This window comes from Haloactinomyces albus (assembly GCF_031458135.1).
GTDB lineage: Bacteria > Actinomycetota > Actinomycetes > Mycobacteriales > Pseudonocardiaceae > Haloactinomyces > Haloactinomyces albus.
This window is the reverse complement of sequence record NZ_JAVDXW010000001.1, coordinates 1,921,972-1,937,935: the sequence shown is the minus strand read 5'-3', so window position 1 is coordinate 1,937,935 and position 15,964 is coordinate 1,921,972. Positions and strand designations below refer to the sequence as shown.

The window sequence follows — 15,964 nt, the reverse complement described above, 5'->3', positions numbered from 1 at the left end:
AGGTCGGCCGGTAGGCGGTTGCTCGGCAATCGGGGAAGCGATCAAACCCCGATCACCTTCACGGCGGTTTCCAGGCCGACGAAGTCCTTCGGGTTCCGCGTGAGGAGCGGAAGCTGGTTCGTCCCGGCCACGGCCGCGATCAGCAGATCCATTCTGCGTGGCTTCGGAGCACGGCCGATCTTACGGACCAGACTGGACAAGGCGCCGTAGAGATGCGCGCAGTGCTCGTCGAACGGCAGGATGTCGAAGGTCGAACGCACTCGAACAAACCGCTCCTGTCGCCGGCTGGTTTCGACAATGTCGGGCGCATGCATCCCGTAAGCCAGCTCGGCCAACGTGACAGACGAGATCGAGTGGGTAGCGGCATGCTCGTTCACAGCTTCGGCGGGAAAATCGATAACAACCGATGTGTCCAGCAAGGACGTCGAATAATAGGTCATGAACCGTCCCGGTTTTCCCGCTCGGCCTTCTTGTGTGCCTCTCGTTCCCAGGGATCCGCGATATCGTCATCCTCGTCGAACCACACGTCCATCTCGGCGATGTCGCGTTTCCAGGATTCGGCGTCGACCGGTGTCCGAGCGAACATGTCGGCGATCTCTGCGGTGGGTACCGCGCGTCGTTTGGTGGAGGGACGGTGCGGCACGATATCCGCGACCGGCTCCCCGTTGCGGGTGACGGTGAAGCTCTCGCCCGCTTCGACGCGGCGGACGATCTCCGCATTGTCGTTGCGTAGTTCACGCTGTCCGATGGTCTGCATAGCACAACTGTAGCGCCAATGGAGCACAGCCGGTCAACGCTCGAACGTGCGCTCTTTTCCGAGTGAGTTTCACCGCAGTGACCGCAACGGCGAGGCTCGTGCCACGTACCGTGGCGGCGTGACCGTGCGCGCCGTGCTCTTCGACTTTTCCGGAACCCTTTTCCGCCTCGAACAGGACGATTCCTGGTTCAACGACCTCACCGACGACTTCGGCTACGCGTGGGACCCCCAGGAGCAGGCCGAGCTGATGCGTCGGATGACCGCTCCGGTGGGGCAGATCGCCGACCTGCCCGACGAGTACCAGGACGCCTGGGAGCGCCGGGATCTCGATCCCCGGTTGCACCGCAAGGTCTACCTCGAGGTGTTGCGCCGTTCCGGGGTTACCGAACGGCAGGCCGAGGGACTGTACGGGCGGCTGGTCGATCCGGACTGTTGGACCCCCTACCCCGACACCGCCGAGGTGCTGCGCCGCCTGTATGCCGCGGGCATCCGGATCGCCGTGATCAGCAACATCGCCTTCGACATTCGTCCGGCCTTCGAGCGCCTGGGCGTGGCCGAGCTGATCGACGAGGTCGTGATGTCCTACGTCGAGGGTGTGATCAAACCCGACCCGAAGCTGTTCCTGCGCACCTGCGAGCGGCTGGAGGTGGATCCCGAGCAGGCTCTCATGGTCGGCGACAGTGCGGAGGCCGATGGTGGGGCCGCCGAGGTCGGCTGTGGAGTGGCCATCGTCGACCCGCTGCCGGTCTCCGAGCGGCCGGATGCGCTGCTGTCGGCACTGGCCACTCATGACGTTCGGATGTGACCCGCGGGACGGACCCGACATCGTGCCGAGGCGCACCCGTACCATCGCAGTGTGAGCCTGCACCTGCATGACACCGCGACCCGGACAACGCGCGAGTTCCACCCGCGCCGCGATGGCGTGGCGTCGATCTATGTCTGTGGTGCCACGGTTCAGGGTCCCCCGCACGTCGGCCACGTGCGCAGTGGGCTGAACTTCGACGTGCTCCGGCGCTGGCTGCAGCACAGCGGCTATGACGTGCGCTTGGTCCGCAATGTCACCGACATCGAGGACAAGATCCTCACCAAGGCCGCCGAAGCCGGACGACCCTGGTGGGAATGGGCCGCCACCCACGAGCGCGCGTTCGAGCGCGCCTATGACCGCCTGGGGTGCCTGCCACCGTCGGCGACGCCGCGCGCCACCGGGCACATCACGCAGATGGTCGAGCTGATCGCTCGGTTGATCGGGCGGGGACACGCCTACGCCGCAGGCGGCGATGTGTACTTCTCGGTCGCCTCGTTCGCCGAGCAGTACGGGCGCCTGTCCGGTCAGCGTCCCGACGAGGTGCAGGAGGGCGAAAGCTCGGTGGCAGGCAAGCGGGACCCGCGTGACTTCACGTTGTGGAAGGCGGCCAAACCGGGCGAGCCGAGTTGGCCAACCCCGTGGGGCGCGGGTAGGCCGGGCTGGCATCTGGAGTGCTCGGCGATGGCCACCACTTACCTGGGCAGCGAGTTCGATATCCACGGGGGCGGGCTGGACCTGGTGTTCCCGCACCACGAGAACGAACGTGCCCAGTCGGTTGCGGCGGGCGACGGTTTCGCGCAGTACTGGATGCACAACGCCTGGGTGACGGCCAGTGGCGAGAAGATGTCGAAGTCACTGGGCAACACCCTGCTGATCGAGTCGCTGCTGCAGCGGATCCGCCCTGTCGAGTTGCGGTACTACCTGGTCACCCCGCACTACCGGTCCACGGTGGAGTTCTCCGACGCGGGGATGGACGAGGCGAGCGCGACCTACCGGCGCATCGAGTCGTTCCTCCGGCGCGTGGTACAGCGCACCGGCAGTCTCGGATATGGGACGGTGTGCCAGGAGTTCGCTGCGGCGATGGACGACGACCTGTCCACGCCGCAGGCCATCGCCGCCGTGCACAACGTGCTGCGCGAGGGCAACACGGCACTGGACGAGGGTGACGATGCGACCGCGCGGGGAGCGGCGGCGTCGGTACGCACGATGACCGACGTGTTCGGGCTGGACCCGTTGTCCGAGCAGTGGGCCGACGAGGCTGCCGCCGGAGACACGGCTCACCACGCGTTGGCACACCTGGTGGACAATCTGCTGGAACAGCGCCAGAAGGCCCGCGCCGAACGTGACTTCGCCACCGCGGACCTGGTGCGGGATCGGCTCCAGGACGCCGGCGTCACCGTCGAGGACACCCCTGACGGTCCGATGTGGACATTGAAGGACGGATAGCACGTGGCGGGCAACGACAAGCGCCGTGGAGCGGTGCGTAAACAGGGCACCAAGAAGGGCATGGTGGTCGGTTCCGGCGGTCAGCGGCGCAAGGGGCTGCAGGGCAAGGGTCCCACGCCGAAGGCGGAGAACCGGGTCACCCATCCCGCCAAGAAGCGCGCCGACGCGCGGAAGCAGACCGAGCAACAGCAGCAGAAACGCCGCAAGGCCGCCGAGACCGCACCCGAGTTGGTGGCCGGACGCAACCCGGTCACCGAGTGCATCCGGGCGGGTGTTCCCGCCACCGGACTGTACGTGGCGTTGGGCATCGACACCGACGAGCGTGTGACCGAGGCCGTCGAGCGGGCGGCCGACCGCGGGATCTCCGTGGTGGAAGTACAGCGTGGTGAACTCGACCGGATGACCGGTGGGGCCCTGCACCAGGGGATGGCGCTACAGGTGCCGCCGTACGACTACGCGCATCCGGAGGACGTGCTCACCAAGGCCCACAATTCCGGGACGACGCCGCTGCTGGTGGCGCTCGACGGGGTGACGGACCCGCGCAATCTCGGTGCGGTGGTGCGCTCCGCGGCGGCTTTCGGAGCCCATGGTGTGCTGCTTCCGCAGCGTCGCAGCGCCGGAATGACGGCGGTCGCCTGGCGCACGAGTGCCGGTGCCGCGGCCAGGATTCCGGTGGCCAGGGCCACCAATCTGAACCGCTCGCTGAAGGACCTGAAGTCGCAAGGCCTGATGGTTGTCGGGTTGGATGCGGATTCCGACGTCGATTCCGACGATCTCGAACTCGCCACCGAGCCACTGGTGGTCGTGGTCGGATCCGAAGGGCGCGGACTGTCTCGGCTGGTTCGCCAGACCTGTGATCAGGCGGTGTCCATCCCGATGGCCGGGGGCGTCGAGTCGCTGAACGCGTCGGTCGCCGCAGGGGTGGTGCTCTCCGAGGTGGCCCGCAGACGTCGTCTGCGCTGACTCTCGCGGAAGGCCGGCTCTCACGAAAAGATCGTGGGAGTACGGTGCTCCGGGGGCCGGACAGGATCAACCGACCGGGAGGGAACCATGATTTTCATTACGGCGAAGTTCCGCGTGCTGCCCGAGTACGCCGACCGGTGGATCGAGATCGCCGACGAGTTCACGCGGGCCACCCGCAGCGAGCCGGGATGCCTGTGGTTCGAGTGGTCCCGCAGCGTCACGGACTCGACGGAGTACGTGCTGGTCGAGGCGTTCCGCGATGAGGAGGCCGGGGCTGCGCACGTGCAGTCCGATCATTTCAAGGAGGCCCAGCGGACGCTGCCGCCGCACCTTGCCGAGACACCGCGGGTCGTCAACACGACCGTCCCGCAGGATGACTGGTCCGAACTCGGTGAGATGGCGGTTCCCCGGCAGAGCTGACCTCTCCCGGTGAGTGGTTCGCCGACCGGCGAACCACTCACCGGGGCCGTTTCCGCTCCCGTGCTTCCCGTTGTCCGCGGCCGGAGCCCGATTCCGTCACTCTGTGGCAGCCACCGGCTCCCGGTGGCTGAAGTGCCGAAGGCGGACCGAGCCGATTCCGCGGCACACCAGGTAGATGACGAACGAGATGATCGTGACGAAAGCACTCACCGGCACTCCCGGTGCCAAGGACAGCACGATCCCGCCCAGCACGGCGGTCTCGGCGAAGACCACCGCCAGCACCGTCGCCGCGACCGGGTTCGCCGTCACCCTGGCCGCGGCTGCTCCCGGAGTCACCATCAGCGCCATGACCAGCAAGGCACCGACGACATGGACGCCCAGTGCGGTCGCCACACCGACCAGCAGGGAAAACACCGGCGCCAGGATGCGGGCGGGCACGCCGCGAGCCGCTGCGACGTCCGGGTCGACGCTGGCGAACAGCAGCGGCCGGTAGAGGAACATCATCGCCACGAGCACCAGCGCCGCGCACACGGTCAGCAGGAGCACGTCCGCCGAGTCGACGCCGACGATCTGCCCCACCAGCAGACTGAACTTGTTCGCGGTGCGCTCCGGGTTCATCCACAGCAGCAGCACACCGATACCGAGCCCGAACGACAGGATCGCACCGATCACCGAGTCCCGTTCGGTGCTGTGCTGGCCGAGCAGCCCCAGCAGGAGCGCTGCCACGATCGCTCCCACCAGTGCCCCCGCCCCGACACCGACGCCGAGCAGGAGTGCGGCGGCGGCACCGGTGAATGCGAGTTCTGCCGTGCCGTGCACGGCGAAGGACATCTTGCGGGTGACCACCAGGGGTGCGAGTACGCCGGAGACGAGTCCGAGCGCCGCCGCGGCGAGCAGCGCCTGTTGGACGAAGGAATAGCCGAGCAGGTCCACCGTGATGCCGAAGTCGAACATGCTCCCCAGAGCTTCGAGCAGCCGGTTCATGCGTGTTCTCCTCCGTGGATGTGGTGATCCTGCCCGTGGTCGGATTCGGCACCGGCGACGACGAGTCGGCCGCCGACACGGGCCACCTCGATGTCGGTCCCGTACAACTCGGACAACGTCGCCGAGTTCATCACCTCGTCGGGAGTACCGATCCGGAACCGCCCGTCGACCAGGTAGAGGACCCGGTCGACCAGCGGCAGCACGGGGTTGATCTCGTGCGTGACGAACAGGACGGCGGCCTGCGATTCGCGTGCCTGCTGCGCGATCAGCCGACTCACCCGGCGCTGGTGGGAAATGTCCAGTGACAGCAGCGGTTCGTCACACAGCAGCACATCGGGATCGCTGACCAGGGCCTGCGCGACACGGAGACGCTGCTGCTCACCGCCGGAGAGCAGACCGAGAGGCGTTTTCGCGTATCCGGTGGCCTCGACGGCTCGGAGAGCCTGCCGAACCCGGCGCCTGCGCTCGGTGCGCTGCCGGATTCCGATTCCCCAGTGATGGCCGTCCAAGCCGAGGCCGACCAGATCGCTGCCGCGCAGTGTCAGAGTGGCCTCCAGGGCACGCTGCTGCGGGATGTATCCGACCCTGCTGGTACCGCGGTGCGCGGGAGCGCCCGCCACCTCGACCGTGCCCGCGGTCAACGGCTGCAGTCCGAGCAGCACGCGCAGCAGGCTCGTCTTGCCCGATCCGTTCGGGCCCAGAATCGCGAGAAACTCGCCCGGCGCGATGTCGAGATCCAGGCCGTCCCAGAGTGTGCGGGGGCCGTAGGAGAGACGGGCCCCGCGCAGCCGGACGGCCGGAGGGGAGTGGTGCTGCGTGTCGGAGTGCGGCACTCCGGCTTCTTCGGATTGCTCGGATTGCACTGTCATGGCGGGTCAGCGGTTCCTGTCTGGATCGGTTGCTGTCGGGATTCCTCGGTCGGGATGGCCTCGATCGGGGTGCATGTCGGGGTTCTGTCAGGAGTTCTTGACGAGAGCGTTCTGCAGGTCCGAGATCTGGCTGCGCATCCATTCCGTGTAGGTGCTGTGCACGGGCAGTGTTCCGGTCATGGGGACCACCGGTATCCCGTTGCGCTGTGCCCGGTGGCGGAGTCGTTCGGTCAGTGGTGAGGCGGTCTGTGGGTTGTGGATCAACACGGCGGCTCGCCGCGAGTCCACGAGATCCTGGATTTCGGCGACCGATACCGCCGAGGGGTCGCTGCCCGACTCGGCGGCTTGAACGAAGGACGGCGGCGTGATGTCGTCCAGTTCGGCCCGCTCGACGAGCAGGTCGGCGACCGGGGCCGTGGTGATGACTTTCTCGCCCCGGTGATTCGCCGCGATGTGTGCGAGGCGCTCGTCCAGACGGTGGACCTCGGCGTTGAACTCGGCTGCCGCGGCGTGGAAGGTGTGGGCCTTTTCCGGCCGGATCCGGGCCAGCTCGTCGGCGATCCGGTCGGCGACCTCGCCGACGGTGCCCAGGTCGTACCAGACGTGCTCGTTGGCGGAGGAATGGTGTCCGTGCCCGGGGACATGGCCGATAGACCCGTGCTCGTGACCGGAATGGTGTTCGTTCTCGGTGGCGGCCCCGCCGTGGTGCTGCTCGTTTTCGTCGGCGATCCGGAATGCCTCCACGACCGGTTTGCTCCCGTCGCCGGTGGCGGACAGGATCTGCTGGACGAAGGAGTCGAAGCCACCTCCGTTGAACACCACGAGTTCGGCGTCGCTGATCGCCGCGGCATCGCGCGGTGTGCCCTCGTAGGAATGCGGATCGGCTTCGGCGTTGTCGATGATGGATTCGACCTCGACGGAGTTGCCGCCAACGGCGCGCGCGACGCTGCCCCACATGCTCGTGGAAGTGACCACCGTCAGCTCCTCTTCGGCGCCCCGGGACATCTCCGGGGCTTCGCCCGTACCGCATGCGGTCATCACCAGGGCCACTGCGGTGAGCCCGGCCAGCACGGCAGCACCTCTGCTGCGGCGAACGCGCCGATTACGGACGGTGTTCACGTGTACTCCTCATCGGGAGGATCGCGCCGGGCGAAGGCGGGCGCTGATCGGTAATGGTAATCATTGTCGATTGGAGTCTACGCGCCGAACGTACCGGTTTTCCACCCGATCGAGTTAGAGGCTCCGGCAGTACGGCCCACGACGTGCGCTGTGCACCCCGTCCGTACCGGGAGAACGCAGGCGGTGGTGAGATCGGCCGAACCGGGACGGGCGTGCCGGTTGTCCCGTGAGAAACAGGACCGCCGGGCCGGGTGGTACTTTCGGGTAAGTACCGGGCCATTCGCCTCGGTCGTGGACGGCCACTCTTGCGGTCGAGCATGGGATCTGTGTCATTCATCCTTCACCCGGGCCTTCTGAACCGTTACGGTTCCTGCATGGTGCGGTCAATGAACGCGCGGCGACCCGCGACCCTCGCTTCGCTCGCAGCGGAGCTGGGGGTTTCCCGGACGACGGTGTCGAATGCATACAACCGGCCGGATCAGCTCTCCCCCGAGCTGCGCAAGCGGGTGCTCGATACGGCCCGCAGACTCGGGTATCCGGGTCCTGACCCGGTGGCGCGGTCCCTGCGGACGCGCAAGGCAGGGGCTGTCGGTCTCCTGCTCACGGAGAACCTCTCCTATGCGTTCCGCGATCCCGCCGCGCTGGGCTTTCTGGAAGGGCTTTCACTGGCCTGTGAGGACGCGGGCAGTGGTTTGTTACTCGTTCCGGCGAATCCGGAACGTGAGGAAGTGGCCTCGGTGCACCGCGCGGGTGTCGATGGTTTCGTCGTCTATTCGGTCCCCGATGACGATCCACACCTGGCAGCGGTGATGGAACGCCCGGTGCCGGTGGTGGTGTGCGACCAGCCGAGTATCGACAATCTCGACCGCGTCGGTATCGACGACGCGCATGCCATCAAGCTCATGGCCGAGCACCTGATCGAACTCGGGCATCGCAAGATCGGAGTGCTGTGTATGCGGCTGGCCCGTGCGCGTAATGACGGGCCCGCCTCGACGCAGCGGCAGGAAAACGCGAGCTTCCATGTCCAGCGGAGACGGTTGGCCGCGCTGGCCGAAGCTTTCCGCGAAGTCGGGGTGGACTGGGAGCAGGTGCCCGTCATCGAACGTTTCGACCACACGGTCTCGTCGGGCGAGTCGGCCGCAAGCCAGCTTCTGGAGAGCACCCCGGAGGTCACGGCGATCATATGCACCTCGGACATCCTGGCGCTGGGTGCGTTGAACGCGGCCCGAAATCGGGGAAGCCGAGTCCCCGAGGACCTGACGGTCACCGGCTTCGACGGCATCGTGGATGCCGAACGGGCCGGGTTGACCACGGTGCGCCAGCCGGTGCTGGAGAAGGGACGGGCAGCCGGGCGGCTCCTGCTGGACACCGGCGAGCCGGGACGTCCGCGGGAGGTTCGGCTGGAGACACAGCTGGTGACGGGGTCGACAGCGGCACCACCCCGCTCCATCGAGGAACGGTGGTTCGGCCCCTGACACTGCGGTGGTTTTTGCAGTTTCGCGCGAAACTGCAAAAACCGCGTTCGCCGGAGCCACGTCCACCGGTGCTGGACGTGGCTCAGTAGTTCTGCCATGCGCCCCGGGAGTATTCCAGGATCGTCGGGTGCATGAGGGTGGAGACCTCCAGCCCCGGGATCCGGTCCCGGTCCGGTGGAAATATCGTCGCCGCTCGCAGGGTGGCCGGATCCAACGAGCGCAACGGGGGCGCGTTCGTCGGCAGCCGCAACGCGGGAGGTGACGTGCCCTTCCGGGCCAGCTGAAAGCCCCACTGCCCGAAGCTGGGCACCGATACCGAATACGGCACCGTGGCCAGACCCGAGCGGCGCATCGTCGTCTCGATGCACCAGAAGGCCTTCGGTGCGAAATAGGGTGAGCCCGACTGCACGGTGACTCGTGCTCCGTCGGCCATCGCGTGGCGTAGCAGGGCGTAGAACTCCGCCGAGTACAGCTTGGCCGTCGCGGTCGAGTCCGGATCGGGCATGTCGACCAGCACGACGTCGTAGCGTTGCTCGTTGTCCCGCAGCCAGCTGAACGCATCCGCCGCGATCGCCGTCACCCGCGGATCCTCGAAAGCATGCTTGTTCAGCGTGGTCAACCGCGGATCCGTGCGGGCGAGTTCCAGCACCGCCGGGTCCATCTCGACCAGCGTGACCTGCTCGACGTCGGGATACCGCAGAACCTCGCGCAGGGCGAGCCCGTCGCCGCCGCCGAGGATCAGCACCCGTGAGTGCTCGCCTGCCATCGCCGGATGTACCAGCGCCTCGTGGTAGCGGTGCTCGTCCACGGAGCTGAACTGCAGATCCCCGTTGAGAAACAGCCGGGTATCCGACCTGCCCGACAACGAGGTCGACCGCGTGAGCACGACTTCCTGGTATTGGGTGCGTTGCGCGTGCACGACGGGGTCGGAGTACAACGCCTGCCGTGCGGTCATCTCGAATGTGTCCGCGAATGCATAGGCCCCGCCCAGAGTCCCTCCTGCCAGGAGTGCGGCCACGACGAGCAACAGCGTGGCCCGCTTGGTCAGTTCGCGTCGGTAGACCGTGATCACCAGACCGAGGCCGGCGGCGGCGTTGAGCATGCCGACCAGCAGCGCCCCCTGGATCTGACCGAACCACGGCAACAGCAGGAACGGAAATGCCAGTCCGCCGATCAGCGCACCGACGTAATCGGCGGCGAACAGATCGGCGACGGCGGAGCCCGCCTCTTGCTGCCGAATTCGCTGCAACAGCACCATCAGCAGCGGAATCTCGGCACCGATCAGGGTGCCCAGGACCAGTGTCGTGGCGATCAGCGCCGGCATGTACAGGCTCAACCAGGCGAACGCGGCGTAGAGTCCCAGCACGCTGAGGCCGCCCAGCAGGGCCAGCAGGATCTCGACGATGGCGAATGCGGTGGCCGCCCACCGCTGGAGGGGTTTGGCGGCCAGCGCCCCGATCCCCATCGCGAACACCATCAGCGACAGCACGATCGAGGCCTGCCCGACGGTGTCGCCGATCAGGTAACTGCCGAGCGCGACCAGGGCGAGCTCGTACACCAGACCGCAGGCGGCGCAGATGAACACCGCCACCAGCACCGCTGCCCGGGCGAAGCGTCCGGAGGGCGTCGAGGTGGTCGGCTCGAACCGCTCTTCGGTGCTCACCTCTTCTGCCGAGTCGGAGGAGTGGCCGCTTGCCGCGTCAGTGCTGGTGGACATGGTGAGCAGTGTTCAGGTTGGCGATGGGAAGGGTGGACACGGGATCCCGTGTCCGGGTGGAAGTATTCGTCACCAGATGGCGGCGGCGATGATGACGGCAATCACCACGTGCGCGCCCGCGGACACCCAGGTGCCCGGGTGGAACCGCTCGGTGGACAGTTCGTCACCCAGCTTTCCGGGAGTGAACACGTCGATGAGCAGGAACGACAGGCTCATCATGATCAGTCCGAGCAGCCCGTAGGCGAGTGTGCCGATCAGTCCGGCCACCAGGTCGTCGGAGCTCGCGGCGATCGCCGTGGTCAGGATGATGCCGACACCGGCCAAACCGGACACGAGGAGCAGAGCGGCGTTCGGGTTGCGGTGTACCCAGATCAGGTCACTGAGTTTTCCGGGCGTGGCGAGATCGACGAGGATGTAGCCGAGGATCATCATGCCCACGCCGATCACGCCGTATGCGACTGCGGCGGCCAGTCCGATGAGCAGTTGCTGGAGCAAGGTGGGTGCCTTTCGACAATGTCGTGAATCGGAAATTCGGACGGGTCCGTGTCAGCCGGGACCTTGCCTCGGTGGTGGCCCCTGCGTCGGTGGTCCCGGTGGTGGTCCCGGTGGTGTGCTGGGCGCGGACTTCTGACGTGCCACTCCGCGGAAGCCCAGCACGAGGCCGAGCACGGTCACGGCGCCGAGCACGCCGAGCCAGATCCAGGTCGACAGACCACTCATGCCGCCGTCGGCGGGCGGTAGTGGTTGCTCGGGCTTGCCCGCCGAATTTCCCGGCGATACCGGTTTCGGCTCCAGCGTGCCGTTCTCCGTCATCAGCAGCGGCAGCGCGAGCGCTGCGTGTCCCGTCGTGGCGACGGGCCGGTCGATGAACGTTTCGGCGTCGATGCCGAGCTCGGCGAAGTCGCTGCTGTCGGGCAGGTCGTAGGACTCGAAGTTATCGGACCCCACCACGTCGAGGTCGACGCCGCTCCAGGACTCGCTGTCTTCTTCGGTGTAGGCGACGGTGACCTGTACTTCGGCCCAGCGCGAGCACGTGCCTGCCGGTGTGTTCGGGCCGCGGCTGGATCCCCGGTCGTAGCTGGACCTCGGGTCGGGTCCGGACGGCCGGAGGGTGCCGGTTTCCGTGTCGTAGTCCTCGTCCGCGTCCTCGCTGCCATCGGTGAGCTTCCAGCCGAAGCAGAGGCCGTAGCGCTTCTCGGAGTCGGACAGGGCCTGCGCGAGCCTCCGGGAATCCTCGTTGCTGAAGCGCGGTATCGGCTGCCCGAAGTAATAGCCGCTCCGGGAGTACTGGTCGCTTTCGTCGCCGTAGAACCGCGCGTCGTCGCCATCGAGTCCGAACCCGCCGGTGACCCCGAAGGCGATCACGTAGACCACGAACATGATGACCAGCGCCAAGCCACAACCGGGCCCGGTCTTCTTGCTGGTTGCCCGGTGCGCACCCGTCGGTGGCACACTGCTGTTGCCGGGGTTCTGCTGGAGGTTCTCGCTCATTTACCGGATCCCGGACCTCGGCCGCGGAAACTCTGGCCATGCGGGCTGCTCCAGCCCCAGACGCCGCCCACAACGCCGTGGTAGTGCCGGTAGGCTTCCTCGGTTTCCATCACGTGGATCACCGAACCGCCCCGGTGCGGCTGGATGATCACGGCGTCATCGGAATAGCGCAGATAGACCCCGGTTCCGTCGACATACTGGGAGATCGGGTCCCAGCTGGAGGTGATCTCCTGGGAGACCACACTGGGTGCTTTCCGACTCGTGTAGGCCTTGTTGTCATCGTCGCCGCGGATGTCCAGCTGCGCGGCGCGGGTGTAGTTCTTCGCCACGTAACTGCGGGGTCCGGTGCCGGTCGATAAGAGCGTCACCAATGCGATGATCAGCGCGAGCACGGCCGTCATACCCGCGATGACGAACCAGAATTTGGGTTTCATCGAAGTCTTTCCGGTCCCTCTCCTCAGGCTGAAGCCGGGTAGATGAGCATGTCGTACCGGCTGAGTTCCTCGCCCTGGCTGACCTCCCAGTCCGCTTCGCCGTAAGCCTCGAAGCCCAGCAGTGAACCGTCCGGGGCCTCGTAGTCGTGGTAGCGAACCGTGCCCTGCTCGTTCAGCCCGGTGGTGGCCTCACTGCGATAGTGGGCGGAACCGGACTCCTGTGCGGTGTAGGTACGGCCGCGGAAATCGATCGCCGAGGGACCGGGTTCGAGCCGGGGCGTCGAGTCACGGGAATCGGCCGAGTCGTCGGTGGAGTCGGGGAGCGGGGTCCACAGCGACAGGGTCAGCTCGGGGTCCTCTTCGACCCCGAGCCACACCTGGGTGCCCTTGGCATCGTCGAGGAGGTGCTCGGACCAGCCCCAGCCGCCCTCGGACAGTCGCAGGCTGCCGCGCACCGTGTAGGACAGGCCGCGCAGTTCGACGATGTCACCGGCCTTGAGGGTGCGCGGATCTCCCCGCAGCGAGTCCTGGTCCCCGGTGTGGAACGGGTCGATGGGTTCCTGCTCGGTGGACTCCTGCCGCTGCGACCGGTGCCGTACCACGAAGCCGATCACCAGGGCAACGACCACGACAACCAGCAGCACGACGAGGAGGACCGGGATTATTTCCATACCGCACGCCTCTCACCTGAGCTTGACGATCTCCGGCGAAGCGTATCGGTTGGCGCGGTGTCGCATGCGGCATTCGGGGGAAATCGTGATCCCCGCACCGTGTTTCGTGCCACAGGAATGGTTTCGCAGTCGCAACGGGCGGGCACTTCCCGAGGAAAGCGCCCGCCCCACGTTCGCCGAGGCGAACGCCTCCGGCGGAGAGGTCACTGCGAGAGCAACCACGCGCAGCGGATCAAGCCGAGATGCGAGTACGCCTGCGGATGGTTCCCGAGCGAGCGTTCGGCGATCGGGTCGTACTCTTCGGCGAGCAAGCCCGTCGGGCCGGTGTTGTTCACGAGCTGCTGGAACAGTTCCTCGGCCTCGGTGCGCCGATCCGTGAGCAGGTATGCCTCGACCAGCCACGCCGCACACAGGTGGAAACCGCCTTCGGTGCCGGGCAGGCCGTCGTCGCGCCGATACCGGTAGACGGTCGATCCGCTGCGCAGCTCGGATTCGATCGCCGTGACGGTCGCCCGGAACCGCTTGTCGGACGGGTCGATCAGCCCGGACAGTCCGACGTGCAGCGAGGCCGCATCCATGTCCGAGCCCTCATAGGCGGTGGTGAACGCCTGCACATCGGGATGCCAGCCGTTTTTGATGACGTCCTGGGCGATCTGGTCGCGCAGTGCGGACCAGTTCGACTCGGGGGTGCGCCCGTACCTGTCGGCCAACTTCAGCGCCCGATCCAGCGTGACCCAGCACATCACCTTCGAGTACACGTGGTGGCGCGGCACATCGCGTTCTTCCCAGATCCCGTGGTCGGGCTCGAACCAGCGTCGGGAGACCGCCTCGGCCATTCCCTTGACCAGCTCCCAGTCGAGATCCCGCAGAGTGCCGGTGGCCTCCGACAAGTGCATTGCCAGTTCGACCACCGGACCGAATACGTCGAGCTGGATCTGCTGATCGGCGAGGTTGCCGACACGTACCGGCCGCGAGCCTGCATAGCCGGGCAGGGTGTCGATGACGGCCTCCGGGCCGAGAGTGGTGCCCGCCAGTGAGTAGAGCGGGTGCAGCCGTTCCGGACCGGGGAGGTTCTCCATCACTCCGTGCAGCCAGTCGAGGAAGCCCTCGGCTTCGGCGGTCGAACCCAGCGACACGAGGGCTTGTGCGCTCATCGCACCGTCGCGCAGCCAGCAGTAGCGGTAGTCCCAGTTGCGCACGCCCCCGATCTCCTCCGGAAGCGAGGTCGTGGCAGCGGCCATGATCCCGCCGGTGTCGGCGTTGCACAGTCCCCGCAACGTCAGCGCCGAACGTGCGACCAGGTCGGTTTCGACGGTGGGCAGTGTCAGCGTGCTCAGCCACTCCGACCAGTATCTGTTCGCCGCCGAGCGGCGCTCCGGTTCGACGTTCGGAAATGCTTCGAGCTCCTCGGTTCCGCACCGGAGTTCGAGCACAACCGGAGAGTCCTCGGACACCTCGACCTCGGCGCTCGCGGATTCGTGCATGCCGTCCGAGGTGATGTCCCACTGCACGCCCGGGGAGTGCAGCACCATCGGCTCCGAGGTACCCAGCACGCGCAGACCACCGGACTCGGGAGCCAGGCGCACCGCGACCTGCCCGAACTCCGGGCGTGGTGAGAAATCGATGTGCACCCGGGCGCTGCCACTGATGACCCTGGTCAGGTCCGTGCGGTGCGACTCGACACCGTGTTCCAGATAGTCGGTGATCAGCAGCCGGGACCACCGTGTCTCGACGGTCATGGTGCCGGGCACGTAGCGCTGACCGAGCGGCAGCGTGCTCCGCGGCGAGCCGTTGCCGTTCTCGGTGTGCTGATGAACCGGGTGGATGGAGAAGTGACCGGCACTGTTTCCGCCCAGCAGGTCGGCGAACACGGCAGCCGAGTCCGGCCCAGGGTGGCACATCCAGGTCACCCGGGCATCGGGAGTGAGCAGTGCGACGGTGCGCTCGTTGGCCAACATGGACAGCCGTTCGATCGCCGGTGCCTGCTCCCCGTAAAGCCAGTTGCGCCGTTCCTCCATGAGCAGTGCCAGCACCGTGGCGACCTCGGTCGTGTCCCGAACCCGGTGCGTGGCAAGGCTTTCACCTTCGCCGACCTTGATCCCCAGGTCCGGGCCCTGCATCCGGGCGAAGGCCTTCTCATCGGTGACGTCGTCGCCGAGGAAGATCGCCGCGGTCGACCCGACCTGGTGCCGCAGTGCATCGAGCGCGTTGCCCTTGTCGGTCTGCACCACGGAGAGCTCGATGACGGACTTGCCGTCGGTGACCTCGACACCTTCCCAGGTCGCGGGGCCCGAGCGAACCGCGTCGAGTACCTGCTCACCCACCTGCTGCTCGGCCCGGCGAACGTGCACTGCAACGCTGGCGGGTTTGTTCTCCAGCGCGACACCGGGTTGGCCGCTGGTGATCTCCTGCACCGTGCGCTGCAGCCGGGTGCGCAGTTGAGTGGCTTCCGGATCGAGCTCGTGGACGAAGCCCACGTCGAATTCGGAACCGTGGCTGCCCACCAGATGCACCTCGGAGGGGAACCGGGACAGGGTCGCGAGATCGCGCAGAGCTCTGCCGGAGATCACCGCAGTGGTCGTGGCGGGCAACGCGGCCAGGGATCGCATCGCGTGCACCGATTCCGGCAACGGTTTGGCCTGGGCCGGATCCGCCACGATCGGCGAGAGTGTTCCGTCGTAGTCGCAGGCAACCAGCAGCCGGGGGGTACGCGCAAGCTGAACGATCATACGGCGAAGCTCGGTGGGGAGGGCTTCGACGGTCAACGCCATACTCCTGTGGAGGTCGTCGGGGTGGTATTGGCAATCGACCTT

General features: G+C 66.9%; 16 protein-coding genes. 5 read left to right on the top strand and 11 right to left on the bottom strand.

Features of this window, described 5'->3' with window-relative positions:
* Positions 1-41: 41 nt before the first annotated feature.
* Positions 42-440: a type II toxin-antitoxin system VapC family toxin gene (locus JOF55_RS09095; protein WP_310272478.1), complete on the bottom strand. Its 399-nt coding sequence runs from the start codon at positions 438-440 to the stop codon at positions 42-44.
* Entirely contained in the window at positions 437-757 is a 321-nt protein-coding gene (locus JOF55_RS09090) for a type II toxin-antitoxin system Phd/YefM family antitoxin (RefSeq protein WP_310272476.1), read from the bottom strand. Before JOF55_RS09090 ends, JOF55_RS09095 begins: the two co-directional genes overlap by 4 nt.
* Positions 758-875: 118 nt before the next feature.
* Here JOF55_RS09090 and JOF55_RS09085 point away from each other — a divergent pair, with 118 nt between their 5' ends.
* From JOF55_RS09085 to JOF55_RS09070, 4 genes are all read left to right on the top strand, one after another.
* Complete coding sequence (locus JOF55_RS09085) at positions 876-1,562, top strand: HAD family hydrolase (protein ID WP_310272472.1); 687 nt, start codon at positions 876-878, stop codon at positions 1,560-1,562.
* A 51-nt stretch (positions 1,563-1,613) separates the two neighbouring features.
* Positions 1,614-3,008, top strand: a complete 1,395-nt coding sequence (gene cysS, locus JOF55_RS09080) for a cysteine--tRNA ligase (RefSeq protein WP_310272470.1) — start codon at positions 1,614-1,616, stop codon at positions 3,006-3,008.
* A gap of 3 nt (positions 3,009-3,011) precedes the next feature.
* A complete protein-coding gene (gene rlmB, locus JOF55_RS09075; protein WP_310272468.1) occupies positions 3,012-3,971 on the top strand; it encodes a 23S rRNA (guanosine(2251)-2'-O)-methyltransferase RlmB in 960 nt (319 codons plus the stop codon).
* 87 nt (positions 3,972-4,058) lie between these two features.
* Positions 4,059-4,391: a putative quinol monooxygenase gene (locus JOF55_RS09070; RefSeq protein ID WP_310272466.1), complete on the top strand. Its 333-nt coding sequence runs from the start codon at positions 4,059-4,061 to the stop codon at positions 4,389-4,391.
* 96 nt (positions 4,392-4,487) lie between these two features.
* Here JOF55_RS09070 and JOF55_RS09065 read toward each other — a convergent pair whose 3' ends face one another.
* The 3 genes from JOF55_RS09065 to JOF55_RS09055 all read right to left on the bottom strand — a co-directional run bounded on the left by JOF55_RS09065 (position 4,488) and on the right by JOF55_RS09055 (position 7,363).
* Positions 4,488-5,375, bottom strand: coding sequence for a metal ABC transporter permease (locus JOF55_RS09065; protein WP_310272465.1), 888 nt, complete (start codon positions 5,373-5,375; stop codon positions 4,488-4,490).
* Complete coding sequence (locus tag JOF55_RS09060) at positions 5,372-6,244, bottom strand: metal ABC transporter ATP-binding protein (protein ID WP_310272464.1); 873 nt, start codon at positions 6,242-6,244, stop codon at positions 5,372-5,374. The genes JOF55_RS09065 and JOF55_RS09060 overlap by 4 nt, the downstream gene beginning before the upstream one ends.
* Before the next feature lie 87 nt (positions 6,245-6,331).
* A complete protein-coding gene (locus JOF55_RS09055) occupies positions 6,332-7,363 on the bottom strand; it encodes a metal ABC transporter solute-binding protein, Zn/Mn family (protein WP_310272462.1) in 1,032 nt (343 codons plus the stop codon).
* 374 nt (positions 7,364-7,737) lie between these two features.
* Here JOF55_RS09055 and JOF55_RS09050 point away from each other — a divergent pair, with 374 nt between their 5' ends.
* The gene (locus tag JOF55_RS09050; RefSeq protein ID WP_374727252.1) at positions 7,738-8,838 is read left to right on the top strand and encodes a LacI family DNA-binding transcriptional regulator; all 1,101 of its coding nucleotides are present in this window, start codon (positions 7,738-7,740) and stop codon (positions 8,836-8,838) included.
* An 82-nt stretch (positions 8,839-8,920) separates the two neighbouring features.
* On the opposite strand, the gene JOF55_RS09045 is transcribed toward JOF55_RS09050, so the two are convergent.
* The 6 genes from JOF55_RS09045 to otsB form a co-directional block, all read right to left on the bottom strand.
* A complete protein-coding gene (locus tag JOF55_RS09045; RefSeq protein ID WP_310272457.1) occupies positions 8,921-10,555 on the bottom strand; it encodes a polyamine aminopropyltransferase in 1,635 nt (544 codons plus the stop codon).
* A 69-nt stretch (positions 10,556-10,624) separates the two neighbouring features.
* On the bottom strand, positions 10,625-11,050 hold the full coding sequence (locus tag JOF55_RS09040; protein ID WP_310272455.1) for a DUF350 domain-containing protein: 426 nt from the start codon (positions 11,048-11,050) through the stop codon (positions 10,625-10,627).
* Between the two features lie 51 nt (positions 11,051-11,101).
* Positions 11,102-12,046 carry a hypothetical protein gene (locus JOF55_RS09035; RefSeq protein WP_310272453.1) on the bottom strand — a complete coding sequence of 315 codons (945 nt, stop codon included), beginning with the start codon at positions 12,044-12,046 and terminating at the stop codon, positions 11,102-11,104.
* Complete coding sequence (locus JOF55_RS09030; RefSeq protein WP_310272451.1) at positions 12,043-12,480, bottom strand: DUF4247 domain-containing protein; 438 nt, start codon at positions 12,478-12,480, stop codon at positions 12,043-12,045. The genes JOF55_RS09035 and JOF55_RS09030 overlap by 4 nt, the downstream gene beginning before the upstream one ends.
* 23 nt (positions 12,481-12,503) lie before the next feature.
* Positions 12,504-13,151 (bottom strand): DUF4178 domain-containing protein, encoded by a 648-nt coding sequence (locus JOF55_RS09025; RefSeq protein ID WP_310272448.1) that lies wholly within the window; start codon positions 13,149-13,151, stop codon positions 12,504-12,506.
* A 203-nt stretch (positions 13,152-13,354) separates the two neighbouring features.
* Entirely contained in the window at positions 13,355-15,922 is a 2,568-nt protein-coding gene (gene otsB / locus JOF55_RS09020; protein ID WP_310272446.1) for a trehalose-phosphatase, read from the bottom strand.
* Between the last annotated feature and the right edge of the window lie 42 nt (positions 15,923-15,964).